The 13997-nt window shown below is 73.4% G+C and carries 14 protein-coding genes, 3 tRNA genes and 2 pseudogenes; 14 read left to right on the forward strand and 5 right to left on the reverse strand.

Annotation, left to right across the window (positions count from 1 at the left end; all coding sequences use genetic code 11):
• Window positions 1-224, forward strand: a 224-nt coding sequence (locus tag ACWJ6R_RS16605) for an HRDC domain-containing protein (protein ID WP_449063085.1), incomplete at its 5' end; no start/stop codon positions are given.
• Window positions 225-461: 237 nt separating this feature from the next.
• On the opposite strand, the gene ACWJ6R_RS16610 is transcribed toward ACWJ6R_RS16605, so the two are convergent.
• Window positions 462-1166 (reverse strand): thermonuclease family protein, encoded by a 705-nt coding sequence (locus ACWJ6R_RS16610; protein WP_449063086.1) that lies wholly within the window; start codon window positions 1164-1166, stop codon window positions 462-464.
• A gap of 1134 nt (window positions 1167-2300) precedes the next feature.
• On the opposite strand from ACWJ6R_RS16610, the gene ACWJ6R_RS16615 reads away from it, so the two are divergent.
• From ACWJ6R_RS16615 to ACWJ6R_RS16670, 12 genes and pseudogenes are all read left to right on the forward strand, one after another.
• A complete protein-coding gene (locus ACWJ6R_RS16615) occupies window positions 2301-3140 on the forward strand; it encodes an alpha/beta fold hydrolase (protein ID WP_449063087.1) in 840 nt (279 codons plus the stop codon).
• Between the two features lie 115 nt (window positions 3141-3255).
• Window positions 3256-4146: a sulfotransferase family protein gene (locus tag ACWJ6R_RS16620; RefSeq protein ID WP_449063088.1), complete on the forward strand. Its 891-nt coding sequence runs from the start codon at window positions 3256-3258 to the stop codon at window positions 4144-4146.
• Window positions 4143-5303, forward strand: a complete 1161-nt coding sequence (locus tag ACWJ6R_RS16625; RefSeq protein ID WP_449063089.1) for a glycosyltransferase family 4 protein — start codon at window positions 4143-4145, stop codon at window positions 5301-5303. The genes ACWJ6R_RS16620 and ACWJ6R_RS16625 overlap by 4 nt, the downstream gene beginning before the upstream one ends.
• Before the next feature lie 246 nt (window positions 5304-5549).
• Window positions 5550-5621 (forward strand) — tRNA-Glu (locus ACWJ6R_RS16630).
• A gap of 88 nt (window positions 5622-5709) precedes the next feature.
• Window positions 5710-5776 (forward strand) — tRNA-OTHER (locus ACWJ6R_RS16635).
• A gap of 226 nt (window positions 5777-6002) precedes the next feature.
• Window positions 6003-6061, forward strand: a tRNA-Ser gene (locus ACWJ6R_RS16640).
• A gap of 121 nt (window positions 6062-6182) precedes the next feature.
• Window positions 6183-6872 carry a hypothetical protein gene (locus ACWJ6R_RS16645; RefSeq protein WP_449063090.1) on the forward strand — a complete coding sequence of 230 codons (690 nt, stop codon included), beginning with the start codon at window positions 6183-6185 and terminating at the stop codon, window positions 6870-6872.
• A 65-nt stretch (window positions 6873-6937) separates the two neighbouring features.
• Complete coding sequence (locus ACWJ6R_RS16650) at window positions 6938-7762, forward strand: TROVE domain-containing protein (protein ID WP_449063091.1); 825 nt, start codon at window positions 6938-6940, stop codon at window positions 7760-7762.
• Window positions 7763-8076: 314 nt separating this feature from the next.
• Window positions 8077-9294: a hypothetical protein gene (locus tag ACWJ6R_RS16655; RefSeq protein WP_449063092.1), complete on the forward strand. Its 1218-nt coding sequence runs from the start codon at window positions 8077-8079 to the stop codon at window positions 9292-9294.
• An 84-nt stretch (window positions 9295-9378) separates the two neighbouring features.
• Window positions 9379-10326: an MBL fold metallo-hydrolase gene (locus tag ACWJ6R_RS16660; RefSeq protein WP_449063093.1), complete on the forward strand. Its 948-nt coding sequence runs from the start codon at window positions 9379-9381 to the stop codon at window positions 10324-10326.
• Complete coding sequence (locus ACWJ6R_RS16665) at window positions 10323-10520, forward strand: hypothetical protein (protein WP_449063094.1); 198 nt, start codon at window positions 10323-10325, stop codon at window positions 10518-10520. The genes ACWJ6R_RS16660 and ACWJ6R_RS16665 overlap by 4 nt, the downstream gene beginning before the upstream one ends.
• Window positions 10521-10596: 76 nt before the next feature.
• Window positions 10597-10719 (forward strand): annotated as a pseudogene (locus ACWJ6R_RS16670) (hypothetical protein); the annotation flags it as partial.
• On the opposite strand, the gene ACWJ6R_RS16675 reads toward ACWJ6R_RS16670, so the two are convergent.
• The 4 genes from ACWJ6R_RS16675 to ACWJ6R_RS16690 all read right to left on the reverse strand — a co-directional run bounded on the left by ACWJ6R_RS16675 (window position 10683) and on the right by ACWJ6R_RS16690 (window position 13598).
• Window positions 10683-11864 (reverse strand): glycosyltransferase, encoded by a 1182-nt coding sequence (locus ACWJ6R_RS16675; RefSeq protein ID WP_449063095.1) that lies wholly within the window; start codon window positions 11862-11864, stop codon window positions 10683-10685. The pseudogene ACWJ6R_RS16670 and the gene ACWJ6R_RS16675 overlap by 37 nt on opposite strands.
• Window positions 11861-12871: an iron-containing redox enzyme family protein gene (locus ACWJ6R_RS16680; protein ID WP_449063096.1), complete on the reverse strand. Its 1011-nt coding sequence runs from the start codon at window positions 12869-12871 to the stop codon at window positions 11861-11863. The genes ACWJ6R_RS16675 and ACWJ6R_RS16680 overlap by 4 nt, the downstream gene beginning before the upstream one ends.
• 67 nt (window positions 12872-12938) lie before the next feature.
• Window positions 12939-13133, reverse strand: coding sequence for a hypothetical protein (locus ACWJ6R_RS16685; protein ID WP_449063097.1), 195 nt, complete (start codon window positions 13131-13133; stop codon window positions 12939-12941).
• A gap of 228 nt (window positions 13134-13361) precedes the next feature.
• Entirely contained in the window at window positions 13362-13598 is a 237-nt protein-coding gene (locus ACWJ6R_RS16690) for a hypothetical protein (protein ID WP_449063098.1), read from the reverse strand.
• Between the two features lie 139 nt (window positions 13599-13737).
• Here ACWJ6R_RS16690 and ACWJ6R_RS16695 point away from each other — a divergent pair.
• Window positions 13738-13997: pseudogene (locus ACWJ6R_RS16695) on the forward strand (hypothetical protein); the annotation flags it as partial.

The following is a 13997-nucleotide window of genomic DNA, read 5'->3' on the forward strand; positions in this document are numbered from 1 at the left end:
GGGCGGCCCGCGCCGGGAGTGCGGCGCGCGCCTCCGGATCGCGCCGTTCGTCTCCGGCGGCCGACCTGCCCGAGGAGGCCGTACCGGCGTTCGAGCGGCTCCGCGCCTGGCGCGCCGCCGTCGCCAAGGAGCGCGGCATCCCCGCGTACGTGGTCTTCCACGACGCGACCCTGCGCCAGATCGCGGCCGACTCCCCGTCCTCCCTGGCCGAGCTCGCCAGGTGAGCGGCGTCGGTGAGAGCAAACTGGCGAAGTACGGCCAGCAGGTCCTGGATGTGCTCGCCTCCGGGGAATCCCACGTCCAGGACATGCTGGAGCTCTGACCGCCCCGCGCGGTCCCGGCCGCAGGCACCGGAAGGACGGTCCCCGGTGTCCTCGGAGCCTGCCGTGATCCTCCGGAACCCGGACCCGGGCCTGCGGAACCTGCAGTGATCCTCTGGGGCCGGGGCCGGGCGGCCGGTCTCAGCGTTCGCAGACGAGCCCGTCGCCGTCGGCGTCGTAGTACCACGCGTACTCCGGGTGGACACTGCGCTCGTACGGCCCGAAGCCCGCGGAGAGCGCCGACTTGCAGGTGCGGAAACGCGGGTCGGGACGCCACCCGGGCCCCGCGTAGCCCGCCGCCTGCGCCTCGACGGGGAGCGGGGCCACCAGGTCCTTGCTGGTGTCGCACTTGCCCGACCAGATCCGCAGCCGCTTCTTGCGCGCCCGGGCCTCCTCCAGGCGCATCGTCCTGATGTAGCGGTCGTTCTTGCGGTACAGCAGGGCCTTGGCGTACCCGTAACGGATGAGGTTGCGGGCCACGGACAGGCCGCGGTGGTTGTAGACGTAGAACAGGCGGCGCCCGTAGTGGTCCTTGTAGTCCCGGTCCCGCAGCAGGTAGGCGGTCCTGCCGATGGGCAGGAGCACGCGGGTGCGCTCCGTCGCCGAATCGAACCAGCACCGGCCGTACTCCGGGGTGTCCAGGCCGAGCAGGCGCACCCGGACCGCCCGGCGGCTCTTGCCGAACCGGACCTCGACCGTGTCACCGTCCACGATGCGCACCACCTTCGCCCGCTGGACGCCCCTCGGCAGGCCCGCCGCCGGACCGGCCGCGGCGGGGGAGGCGGTCAGGGGAAGGGCCGCGAGAGCGGTGATGACCGGAAGGGACAGCCGGAGAACGCGTCGCACAGAGAACCTCTCACTAGAAGGAGGGCCGGACGCGCGGAACGGGTCGGACACGACGCACGACGACCGATCCTGGAACGCTGCAAGCGGTCCCCCTCGTGGTCCCGGCGACCCGGACGCGGCGAAGAGGTCCCGCCCCTCCCGGAGGAGAGGCACGACCCCGGCCCCATTGCCGAGGGATTAGTACCCCCGTGCCTCACGAGGGTAATCACCTTGATGTGATTTGGCTGGCAGGACGGGCGTGTCCGGTGATCTCGGGATCGGTCCGGGTAGTGCCGGACCTCGGCTTCCGGGCCGGGAACCGGTCAGGGGAGGGCGTCCCGGACACGGGAGACCAGGCCGAGATACTCCTCCCGGACCGAGACGCAGGGGCCGCCCGGCGGCCCCAGGACCTGGCCGCGGCGGGCCCGCCGGACATGCAGCGCCCGCCGGGCGGGGGCCAGGACGAGGAGCAGGGGACTGAAGAAGACCGCGAACCACTTGGCGTCCGCCGTGTCCAGCAGCAGCCACCCCAGCGCGGACAGCCCCCGCCACGCGGCCGCTCCCCCCCACCGAGACGACGTACGCCATGGTCGCCAGGCCCGCGGCCCCCGCGCCGACGATCATGACCTGCTTCGCCTGGGACATGCGGGGCGACGGCAGCCCGGCCAGACGCGTCCAGCCGGGAGCGCGCCCGGCCAGTACGGCGCGCACCTGGTCCGACGGGGAGCCCAGAGCACCCACGACCGGCAGCCCGCCGCCGGCGGCGAAGGCGGCGACGTCCGGAATCCGCCACTCGCCGGGCAGGTCGAGGAGGACGAGGCCGTCGGCGTCGAGCACCGCGAGCCCGGCGAAGGTCTGGGTCTTCGCCTTCCCGTTGGAGCCGAGGACCGCCAGGCCGTGTCGCTCCGGACGACGGATAAAGCGGGCATAAAGTTCCGAAGATGCCGGCGGTGCACTCCCTGGAGCAGTGCTGTCCGCGAGAGACGGCCGGAGCGGTCCGGGCGGGTCCGCTCTCTCGGGGGAAGCCGGGCTCGGAGGCGGCGCCGGTGCGGTCCGCCACCCGGTGCAGCGCGTCGGCGGCGAGCTTGTGCGGGAAGCCCCGGGAGGGCGGTCCGGCCCGCGATCTTCCGGTGATCCCGTGCGTATGATCTCCGCATGACGACCTTCGACGGCGCTGACGGCACAAGGCTCGTCTACCGCCGGACCGGTGAGGGCCGCCCGCTGGTCTGCCTGCCCGGCGGGCCCATGCAGGACTCGGCCTACCTCGACGACCTGGGCGGGCTGTCCGCGCACCGTTCGCTGGTGCTGCTGGACCTGCGCGGGACCGGGGGGTCCGCCGTCCCGGCGGACCCGGCGAGCTACCGGTGCGATCGGCAGGTGGACGACGTCGAGGCGCTGCGCCTGCATCTCGGGCTGGACCGGCTCGATCTGGCCGGGCACTCCGCCGGCGCGGCCGTCGCCCTGCTGTACGCCGCCCGCCACCCCGACCGCGTCGGCAGGCTTGTGCTGATCACTCCCAGCCCGCGGGTGGTCGGCCTGGAGATCACCGACCTGGACCGCCGGGAACGCGCCGAACTCCGCCGTGGAGAGCCCTGGTTCCCCGATGCCTTCGCCGCGTTCGAGCGGATCTGGTCGGGGCAGGCCGACGAGGCCGACTGGAAGGCGATCACCCCGTTCCTGCACGGCCGGTGGGACGCCGCCCGACAGGCCCGCTCCGCATGGGAGGAGGGCCAGAAGAACCCGGACGCCGCGGCCGTCTACTACTCGGCCGGCGTTCCCGGACCGGAGGACGTCAGATCCGCGCTCTCCCGCCTGCGGGCACGGGTCCTGATCGTCGCGGGCGAGTACGACGTCGCGCTCCCGCCGGAGCGCGCCGCCGAGTACGCGGCCCTGTTCCCCCACGCCGAGGCGGCCGTGCAGCCGGGCGGCGGCCACTATCCCTGGCTCGACGATCCCGAGGGGTGCGCGGAGACGCTGGCCGCGTTCCTGCGCTGACAGGTCGCCGCGGAGAGAGCGAGGAGGAGACTTCCGCCGCAGGGATATGCCCGGTGAGCATATTTGGTGCCGGTTTCCAGTGAATTGCCAGGAACGGTGGGTAACCTCCCCATGCATGAACTGGCAGCGCACCGTCAACGAGGCCCTGGTCAGATTCACCGGATTCCAGCTCAGACGAGTGGAGGCATCCGATCCGGCCGGGGTCGTGACCCCGGCCGTCGCGGCCGAGGGTCTCATCCGGCCGCCCGCCGACCCGGAGGCGGACCGGCTGCTGCGCGCGCCCGTCTTCATCCTCTCGCCGGTCCGGTCGGGCTCCACGCTCCTGAGGGCGATGCTGGGCGCCCACTCGGTGCTTCACGCCCCCCATGAGCTGCACGTGCGCCGCCTCACGGTGGGATTCGGCAACTCCCTGTCGAAGAAGGCGATGGCCGCGCTCGGGCACAACCAGGCCGACCTGGAGCACCTGCTCTGGGACCGGGTGCTCCACCGGGAGCTGGTGCGCAGCGGCAAGTCCGTCATCGTGGAGAAGACCCCGGCCAACGCCTTCGCCTTCCAGCGCATCGCCACCTGCTGGCCCGACGCCCGGTTCGTCTTCCTGCTCCGCCACCCGGCCTCGATCGCGGCCTCCTGGCACGAGGCGAACCCGGAGAAGCGCACGCCGGAGGAGGCCGCCCTCGACGCCCTGCGCTACATGAAGGCGGTCCAGCGCGCACGCAGGGCGCTGCCCGGCCTGACCGTCCGCTACGAGGACCTGACCGCCGACCCGGAGGCCGAGACGCGCCGGATCTGCGACTTCCTGGCCGTGGGCTGGGAGCCGGAGATGCTCGCCTACGGCCGGCCGACGGTGGTGCAGAAGGGCCTCGGCGACTGGAAGGACAAGATCCGGTCGGGGACCGTGCAGCCGGGACGCGACCTGCCCGATCCCGACACGATCCCCGAGGTGTTGAGACCGATATGTCGGATTTGGGGATACCTCTCGGGAGAGGGAGGAGGACCGAACCCATGAGGATCCACTACGTGCTCCTGCACGCGTACGGCATGGGCGGCACCATCCGCACCGTCTTCAGCCAGGCCAGCGCGATGGCCGCGGCCGGTCACGACGTCGAGATCGCCAGCGTCGTCCGGCGCCGCGACACCCCGCAGTTCCCCCTCGACCCCCGGGTCGCGCTCACCACCCTGGTGGACCAGCGCGACGGGGTCCCGCCGGACTCCACCGCCCGCCGGGTCTGGCGGCGGCTGCGCGGCCGGATCGTCCCGCGCGGGGAGTTCGCCGCGCACTACTTCACCGAGCGGGTGGAGAAGGCCGCCATCGACTACGTCTCGGAGGTCGAGGACGGCGTCCTGGTGACCACCCGCCCCGCGCTGAACCTCATCTCCGCCCGCCGGGGGCCGACCGGCGTCGTGCGGATCGCCCAGGAGCACATGAACCTGGCCACCCACCCGGCCACCGTCCGGGCGGAGATCGCCCGCCACTACGGCAGGCTGGACGCGCTCGCCGTGCTCACCGGCACCGACCGCCGGGACTACCAGCGCCTGCTGCCCGGCACGCCGGTGGTGCGCATCCCCAACGCGGTCGCCGACCTCGGCGGCCGGCGGCCGGCCGCGCACGGGAACCGGCTCGTGGTCGCCGCCGGGCGGCTCACCGCGCAGAAGGGCTTCGACCTGCTCATCCGCGCCTTCGCCCAGGTCGCGGAGCGCCACCCGGACTGGCGGCTGCGCATCTACGGCAGCGGCGCGAAGAAGGCCGAGCTGTGCGGGCTCGTCTCCGATCTCGGCCTCGGCGGCACCGTGAAGCTGATGGGCCGGAGCGACCATCTGCCGGACCAGCTGGCCGAGGCGTCGATGTACGTGCTCAGCTCCCGCTTCGAGGGGCTGCCCATGGTCATGATCGAGGCCATGGGCCACGGGCTGCCGGTCGTGGCCTTCGACTGCCCGACCGGCCCGGGAGAGGTCCTGACCGACGGGATCGACGGGCTGCTCGTCCCCCCGGGCGACGTCGGCGCGCTCGCGGCGGGCATCGGCCGTCTCATCGCCGACGAGGAGCTGCGCCGGCGCCTGGGCGCCGCGGCCCGCGAGACCGTGCGCGACTACGCCCCGGACGCGGTGATGCCGCTCTGGGAGAACCTGTTCGCCGAGTTCCTCGGGGCAGGCGTGACCCGCTGACTCCGGGCGTCGGCCCGGTGCGCCGACTCCGGGCGCCGACCCGCCGGCCCACGGCGGCCGCCGCCCGACCGCGGCTGATTCGACCGCGGTTGATTCGGCCGCCGGAAATAATCGGATGTGCCCCGGCCTGTGGACCGCTACCGTTGGAAACGCTTCAGACGTCAGCGGATCCGGCAGGAGGGCCCGGTGAAACCATTTCGGGCGAGACCGCCTGATCCCGATACCAGAGAACCGAAGAATGCTTCCCCGGTGCGAAGGCTGCGGATACTTCGTCGCTCTCTCAAAGCGAAGGTCCGGGTTCGATTCCCGGTCCCGGCTCCGGCCGGGATGGTGTAACGGCAGCACATCAGTGACCGCCGCCGACCCCGATCTCGGGGAAGCCCTCTATCCGAACGCAGTCCCTTCCCGGTGCGAAGGCAACGGATACTTCGACTAGGGATCGAGAGGTCCGGGTTCGATTCCCGGCGCGCCGACCGAGAACATGCGGCGCGTGGTGTAAAGGAAGCACGCTTTGTTCCGTCGCCGATTCCGATCTCGGGAAGGGCTCACGATTCCACCCGCGCCTCCCGGTGCGACGACAGCGGTTACTTCAGGTTCGAATCCTCGGTCCCCCATGGGGCCCATCGCCCGGTCCGGTCGGGCGGACCGCCGTCACCCCGATCTCGGGAGGAACACGTTCCAGCGCGCGCCCGGTGCGCAGGCGAGGGCTACTTCCACTGTTAATGGGGTTGTCGCCGGTTCGAGTCCGGCCGGGGCCGCACGGCCCCGTAGCTCAGACGGAAGAGCGCCTATGTGCCTTCGCCGCCTCGAGCTCGGGCGCGCTCCGTGAAAGGACGCGTGTTCCTCCCCCTCTGCTCCCGCGGAAAGGAGTCCGCTCCGATGTCCAAGTTCAACGCCGGCACCGTCCGCTCCGCCCTCTCCAGCATGGTGAAGACCGGGCGGACCCCGTCCGGCCGCACCCACGAGGGCGCTCCCGGCTACGTCCGGGACGACAGAGGCGAGCTCTTCCTGCTGGCGGTCTCGAACCTGGTCGGAGAGGACACCTTCTACGAGAAGGCGGGCGAGCGCGACGAGCGCTTCCGCGCCCTCGTCCACCGGGTCGCCGTCGCCGACGGCGAGTGGCTGTCCCGCTTCCTGCCCTGGCTGCGCGGCACGGCGAACCTGCGCACCGCCCCGGTCGTGGCCGCGCTGGAGGCCGTACGGGCCCGTCTCGACGCGGGGCTGCACGGCCTCAACCGGCAGCTGGTGAGCGGTGTCCTGCAGCGCGCCGACGAGCCCGGCGAGGCCCTCGCCTACTGGACCTCCCGGTACGGCCGCGCCGTGCCCAAGCCGGTCAAGCGCGGCATCGCCGACGCGGTCGGCCGGCTGTACGGCGAGCGGAGCCTGCTCAAGTACGACGCCGACTCCCGGGGCTTCCGCTTCGGCGACGTCGTCGACCTCGTCCACCCGGCGCCCGCCGCGGACAAGCCGTGGCAGGGCGAGCTGTTCGCGCACGCCCTCGACCGCCGGCACGGCCGCGACAAGCCGATCCACCCGTCGCTGGCGATGCTGCGCGCCGCGCGGCGCTGACTGCCCTGCCGGTCGCCGAGCGCCGCGCCGTCCTGGCCGGCCCCGGCCGTCTGGCGGCCGCGGGCATGACCTGGGAGGCGCTCGCCGGCTGGCTGCAGGGGCCGATGGACGCCGCGGCGTGGCAGGCCGTGATCCCGTCGATGGGCTATATGGCGCTGCTCAGGAACCTCAGGAACCTCGACGAGGCCGGAGTCTCCGACGAGGTCGCCGCGCACGTCGCGGCCAGGCTCGCCGACCCCGGCGAGGTGGCCCGGTCGCGGCAGCTGCCGTTCCGGTTCTACTCCGCCTACCGCAGCGCGCCGTCACTGCGCTGGGGGCACGCGCTGGAGCGGGCGCTGACGTCGGCCACGGGGAACGTGCCGTCGTTCGGCGGCCGGACCCTGGTCCTGGTCGACACCTCGGCGTCGATGACGTCCGGCGGGGTCTCCGCCCGCTCCAAGGTCACCCCGGCCCAGGCCGCGGCCCTGTTCGGGGTCGCGCTCGCGGCCCGGGGCGAGCGGGTGGACCTGTACGGCTTCGCCGACGGCGTCTTCCGGCACGGGGTCCGCAGGGGTGCCTCAGTCCTGAAGGAGGTGGAGCGGTTCTGCGCGCGGACCGGCGAGGTCGGCCACGGCACGCAGATCGCCGACTCGGTCCGCCGGACCTACTCCGGCCACGACCGGGTGGTCATCCTGTCGGACATGCAGACGATGAGCGGGCATTACGGCGGCGGCGTCACCGGCGCGGTGCCGGAGCACGTCCCGATGTACGGCTTCAACCTGCAGGGCTACCGGCACGCGGCGATGCCGACCGGTTCGGGCAACCGCCATGAGTTCGGCGGCTTCTCCGACGCCGTCTTCCGGCTGATCCCGCTGCTGGAGGCGGGGCGGGACGCGGACTGGCCGTTCTGATCCGGGACCCCGCGGGATGCGGCCCCCCGCGGGGTCCCACCGGACTGAGATCCGGGACTCCGTGGGATGCGGCACTCCGCGGGGTCCCACCGGGACGGGCGGCGGTCCTGACGGGGCGTCGCCGCCCGTCCTCCGGCCGGGCGTATGTGACGGACGGGGACGAAATGGAACCGTCCGTCACATCAGTCCCAACCGTGAGCATGCGTTTGGCAAAAAAGGCGCGGGCGTTCTGGAATGATCGGCCCGATACCCCATAGGACAGCGATACTCACGGATCGTGACCGATGCCCCTCATTGATCAAATAACCGCCTTCGTGTCCGAGCGCCCCCTCGCGACGGCCGTCATCTGCGTGGCCGCCCTGATCGTCCTGACCCTGGGCTACTTCGTCGTCCGCGCCGTCTCCCGGGTCGCGGCCCGCCTCTTCCAGCGCTACGTCGCCCCCCGCCCGGTGGAGGACGTGCTGACCATCGTCGCCGCCAGCATCGCCACCGGGGTGTCCGCCCAGGGCATGTGGCGCTTCTCCGGCGACGTGCTGGGCTTCGACGGCCCGCTGCGGCTGCTGCTGTTCGCGTTCATCGAGGTCGCGGTCATCACCAGCGCCGTGCGGGCCCGCCGCAACATGCGGGAGAACTTCTCCGCGGGGATCGACGGCGTCGCCGTATGGGCGCTCACCTGCCTGACCGCGGTGCTGTCCAGCATGGACGCGCGCAGCGTCGCCGAGGCCGTGTTCCGCCTCGCCGCTCCGCTGGTCGCCGCGTGGCTGTGGGAGCGCGGCATGGCGATCGAGCGGCACCGCATCAGCGGGCGCTCCCGGATCCATTGGCGGCTCACCCCCGAGCGCATGCTGGTCCGCATCGGGCTGGCGGAGGTCAGCGACCGCACGGCCAGCGAGGTGGACGCCCACCGGAGGCTGACCCGCGTCGCGCTGGCCGCGAAGAAGGCCCGCGCGCTCCGCGAGGCCGGCGCCTCCGACCGGAAGATGCGCGCCGCCCTCGCCAAGCTGGACCGGGAGATGGACCGGGCGGTGGAGCACACCGGGCTGGCGGTCGACGAGGCGCGCCAGGAGGCGCTGCTGTCGCAGATCGGCGCCCTCTACAACACCTCCGCGCTGATCGACCTGTCCCCGCCGGTGCCGTGGGCCCCCGAGCCCGCCTCCCCGGCGCTGCCCGCCCCCGGGCCGCGGGCCACCGTGCTCGTCGACGACGATGACGACGACGTCGAGACGGTGGACGCCGCCCCGCAGACCGCCGACCCGGCCCAGCGCGCGGCCCTGATGCGGGCGGCGCGGGAGTACTGGGACAAGCAGATCGAGCGCCGGTTCGTGCCCCGGGCGTCCGACATCGCCCACGAGACCGGCATGCCGCTGGCCACCGCCCGGGAGTGCCGGGCCCTGTGGAAGCTGGAGCCCCGCGCGCACGCCCTCATCGAGGCGGCGCAGAGCGAGCACGGGGGCGTCGACACCGGCACCTTCCCCGCCATCGAGGTGCCCGAGCCCGTCCTCACCGTCAACGGCTCGTCCTCCGCGCACTGAACCGCCGGCGGCCCGTCCGGTGAGGTGAGGGCCGGATCCGCCCGGGTAGGTAGAGGGCCCGGCGCGGATCCGTGAGGGGGGCCGATGAGCGATCCGGTAGACGAGGGCGTGTTCTTCGTGGGCAACGCCACCACCCTGATCCGCTACGGCGGTTTCACCCTGCTGACCGACCCGAACTTCCTGCACCGGGGGCAGCGGGCCTACCTCGGTTACGGTCTCACCTCCCGGCGGCGCACCGATCCGGCGATCGAGGTCGGCGAGCTCCCCGGGCTGGACGCCGTGGTGCTCTCGCACCTGCACGGCGACCACTGGGACCGGGTGGCCCGCCGGGGCCTGGACCGGGACGTGCCCGTCGTGACCACCCGGCAGGCCGCCCGGCGCCTGCGCCCCCAGGGGTTCGGCGGGGCCGTGGGACTGGACACCTGGAGCCACCACGAGCTGAGCAGGGGCGGGCGCACGCTGAGGATCACCGCGCTGCCGGGCCGTCACGCGCCGGGCCCGGCCCGGGCACTGCTGCCTCCCGTGATGGGCGGCATGCTGGAGTTCGGCGACCGGGACGGCCGGGTGGACCTGCGGGTGCACATCAGCGGCGACACCCTGCTGGTCCCGGAGCTGGCGGAGATCCCGCGCCGCTATCCCGGCATCGACCTGGCCATCGTGCACCTGGGCGGGACGCGGATCCTCGGCATGCTGATGGTGACCATGGACGGCAGGCAGGGGGCCGACTGGCTCGGGCTGATCGACCCGGACGCCGTCATGCCGGTGCACTACGACGACTACGAGGCCTTCACCTCCCCGCTCGACGACTTCCGCCGCCACGTCGAGCGGGCGGGCCTGGCCGACCGCGTGCGCTACGTCGCCCGCGGTGAGACGCTCCGCCTCCCCGTACGGCCGGAGCCGGGCGGTGTCCCAGAGGCTTCGGATGCTCGAGACGACCGGGGCGCTCAGGGAACCGGGGAAGCGGAAGCCCCCGGCCTCCCGGAGCGGGTGCGGGACGCCGCGGGGACCCGAGAGAGAGGACGACGGACATGACCGAGACCGACCCGGAGAACACTCCGGACCTCACCGAGTGCTACGAGCGGTCGGGCCGGGTGCCGGACGACCGCGAGGACTCCGCGGGACCGGGCGCGCCGACCGCCGCCGATCCCGGCGGTCCGCCCGCGCAGATCCCGGACGACCGCAAGGCCTCCGCCAGATCCGGGATGCCGGAGGAGGAGGGGGAGTAGGACGCCTGCGGAGCGGCTCTGCGGAGCGGCCCTGCGGAGAGGAGTAGGGCCGCCTCTGTCGGGCACTGTGCCGAACATGCGTGACGAAACGGACTATACGGTCACTGTGACCACGTGTGAGGACGGCCCGCTCCTGCTGAGAGGGCCGTTCACGCTGCTCACTCAGGACGGCCGGCCGGTGGACCCGGGCAGGGCGACGGTGGCGCTGTGCCGGTGCGGACTGTCGTCGGTCAAGCCGTTCTGCGACGGCTCGCACAAGACGGCCGGGTTCCGGGCCGGAGGCGAACCCGATCCGCGGAGCTGACCGTGCCCGCCGGAGCCGGGCCGCCGATGCCTCTTGATCCATCGAACGGAGTGCGCGGCCACCCGCAGCCGCCGCCCCGCGTAGGGGACGCCGCCGCGGGTGAGGCGGGCGGCGAGCGCCAGCCAGCTGCAGACCGCCCGCTCCAGGATCCACGCCGGGGCGAACAGAGAGGCGCTGAAGGGGAACACCCGCCGGCCTCCGGCGCGTCGCCGCCCCGCCTCGGCCAGAACCACCGCCAGCCCCGCGCCCGCCAGGACCGCCCGGTGGCGGCGGCGCAGCAGTGCGGCGGCCAGGCCGGGCAGGACGGCGAGGAAGAACACCATCCGGGCGGGCTGCGCCAGGTCGTCGTAGGCCTGCCGTACCCGCTGGGACCAGAACCGCTCCGCCTCGGGAGGCAGGCGGCGGACGTGGAGGTCGAGGGGACGCGCCTCGCGGCCGCCGGCGGCGCGGACCGTGCGGATGAGCTCCAGGTTCTCGAAGAGCACATCCCCGTCGTAGCCGCCCATCCGCACGAAGGCGGAGCGGCGCACTCCGAAGGTGCCCGGGTAGTCGGCGCCCAGAGCGCGGTTGAGCAGCGTGCGGGCGGCGTCCCAGCGGGCGTGCCAGGGCAGCGGGTCGAAGTGGTTCTGCGGGCGGACCAGGTCGGCCTCCTCCAGCAGCGCGCGGACCCGGGCCAGCCCCGCCGCGTCGTAGCGGACGTCGTCGTCGGCGATGACCACGTGCTCCGCGGTGGCCCGCCGCAGCCCCGTGACGACCCCGGAGACCTTGCCGTTGGTGAAGCCGAGGTCGCCGTCGGGCCGCAGGTGAACGGTGAACCCGCGCCAGTGCCGGGCATGCCGGTCGAACAGATCGCCGGGGGAGCCGTCGACCACGATGATCCGCGCCTGCCGGGCCAGCCCGCGCAGGTAGGCGGTCAGCTCGTCCAGGCCCGAGTCCTCCTCCCAGCGCAGGGGGAGCACGTAGTCGAGACCCGTGCCCGGGTCAGCGTCCGTGCTCGTGCCAGGGCCGGGGGCGGGGTGGGGGGCGCCGATGCCGGTCACGGGGCTCCCACGGCCAGGCCGGCCGCGCGCAGCGAGGTGGACCCGCGCTGCCAGCACTCCATGACGTGCTCGGCGAAGAACCGGTCGAGGGTCAGCGCGCAGGCGGCGCCGTACAGGACGTCCCCGGTCAGCGCGGGGTGGTCGGCGGCGAAACCGCCGCACATGTCGTTCAGGGCGATCTGCTCGTGGACGGCGTCGGCCTGCACGTGCTCGTCGTAGAAGCGGCGGGCCTCCGGATCGCCGCCCAGCCGCCGCAGACCCCGGCTGTACTTCAGGTTGGGCGTCGAGGAGGTCATCTCGAACGCCGCCAGGTGGCCCAGCAGCGCCCCCCGGTGCCTGCGGTGGAGGCCGAACAGCGACATGGTGTTGCCGATCGCCAGCGTGATCGCCGGGACCCGGTCGACGTGGGCGCCGTAGGAGTCGTCCAGGTCCAGCCCGCGCATGGTGGCCCGGAACAACTCGGCGTGCATCCGCTCCAGCCGCCCGCAGCCGTACTCGTCCGACTGGATCTCCACCAGGGCGGCCTTGGCCCGGCCGTGCAGCCGGGGGATCGCCCAGGTGTGCGGGTCGGCCTCCTTGAGGTGGTAGACCGACCGGTGCACGACGAACTCCCTGAACTGCTCCGGATCGGCCCGGTGCTGCAGGAACGCCGCCAGGGACGGCCCGTCGCCGTCGGCGGCGGCCACCAGCTCGGTCATGGCCCGGCGCAGCTGCGCGGGCGGTACGGCCGGCGGGCGGGGCACCGCCGCGGCCAGTCCCTCCTCGAACCGCCGCTCCAGCGCCTCCCGCAGGCCCAGCAGCGAGGTGTTCCACTCCCAGCGGTCGTCCACCCCGTCGAAGCCCCGGTAGTGCAGCTCGTAGCAGGCGAAGAGGGCCAGCTGGAGGTCGTCGTCCTCCAGCGCCGGACACGCGGGGGCCGGCAGCGGGAGGTCGAAGGCGTGCGGCGGGCCCGCCAGCGCGTCGAAGAGGCGGGCGGTGATCGGACCTCGGGGCAGGGGCAGCTGCATCACGGACTCCAGAGGAGGGGGGAACACATGATCGGGACAGGGGTCGCCGAGGGCGGTCGGCGACGGGTCATAGGTGGTAGACCGACACATGGGCCGGGCTGTCGTCGGTGAACGCCGCGCCGGACCAGCCGGACCAGCGGTGCTCGCGCTCCATCCCGGCCATACGGGCCATCAGGTCGAGTTCGGCGGGCCAGGCGTAGCGGTGGTTAGCGGGCAGGAGCCGAACCTCGCCGGAGGCCAGGCTGATCTTGGTGGTGTGCATCTTCTGGGGAGACTCCCCGCGGCCTTCGGACGGCCCCGGACGACACCTCGACCTTCAAAGGAACCCCAGACGACCTCGCATGACCTCGGACGGCCCCGGACGACCTCACGCGACCTCACGCGACCTCACGCGACCTCAGACGGCCTAGACCGACCTCGAGGGGACCTCAGGCGGCCGTCGGACGGGCCGCGACCGGCCCGGCGGCTCGGCCGCCCCATCCGGAGCCGCTCACGCGCCGAGGTCGCGGGCGACGCCGTTCAGCCGGCCCGCCAGCCGGTCGAGCTCCTGGTCGCTCCGGCCGGCCCCGGCGAGCTCGGGCTCCAGGTCGCGCCGACTGGCGATCACAAGCCCTTCGGCCCGTTCCTCCGGCAGGACCGCGCACCTGCCCTCGACCAGGACCAGCGTCGCGCCGGGGTCCGGGGAGTCCAGCAGCTCGCGGACGTCGTCTCGGCTGACCAGTGCCATCTGTGACCACCTCAATGCTTTCTGTAGTGGAATGTCCACTACCCGAGGTGCCCTGCCGTACACCCGGGTGCCTGATCCGTCCGGTGCCGGGCCCGCCCGGCCCTGCCGCGACGGGCGGGACGGGCCTAGCGTGGGAACCGTGAGCGACGTGACGCACGGCTGCCGGGTGGTCGTCCTGGTGCTTCCGGAGGTGAACCTGCTCGACCTGAGCGGGCCGGTCCAGGTGTTCGACGCGGCGACCCACCTGGGCGCGCCGTACCGGGTCGAGTACGTCGCGCAGGCGCCGGAGGTGGAGTCGGCGCAGGGGCTGAGGTTCGCCGGGCTGGGGCCGCTGGCCGAGGTCGGACCGGGCGACCTGGTGCTGGTGCCGGGGCACCGCCTGCGGGAGCCCGGGCGGGG

It is taken from the genome of Planomonospora algeriensis, assembly GCF_977012225.1.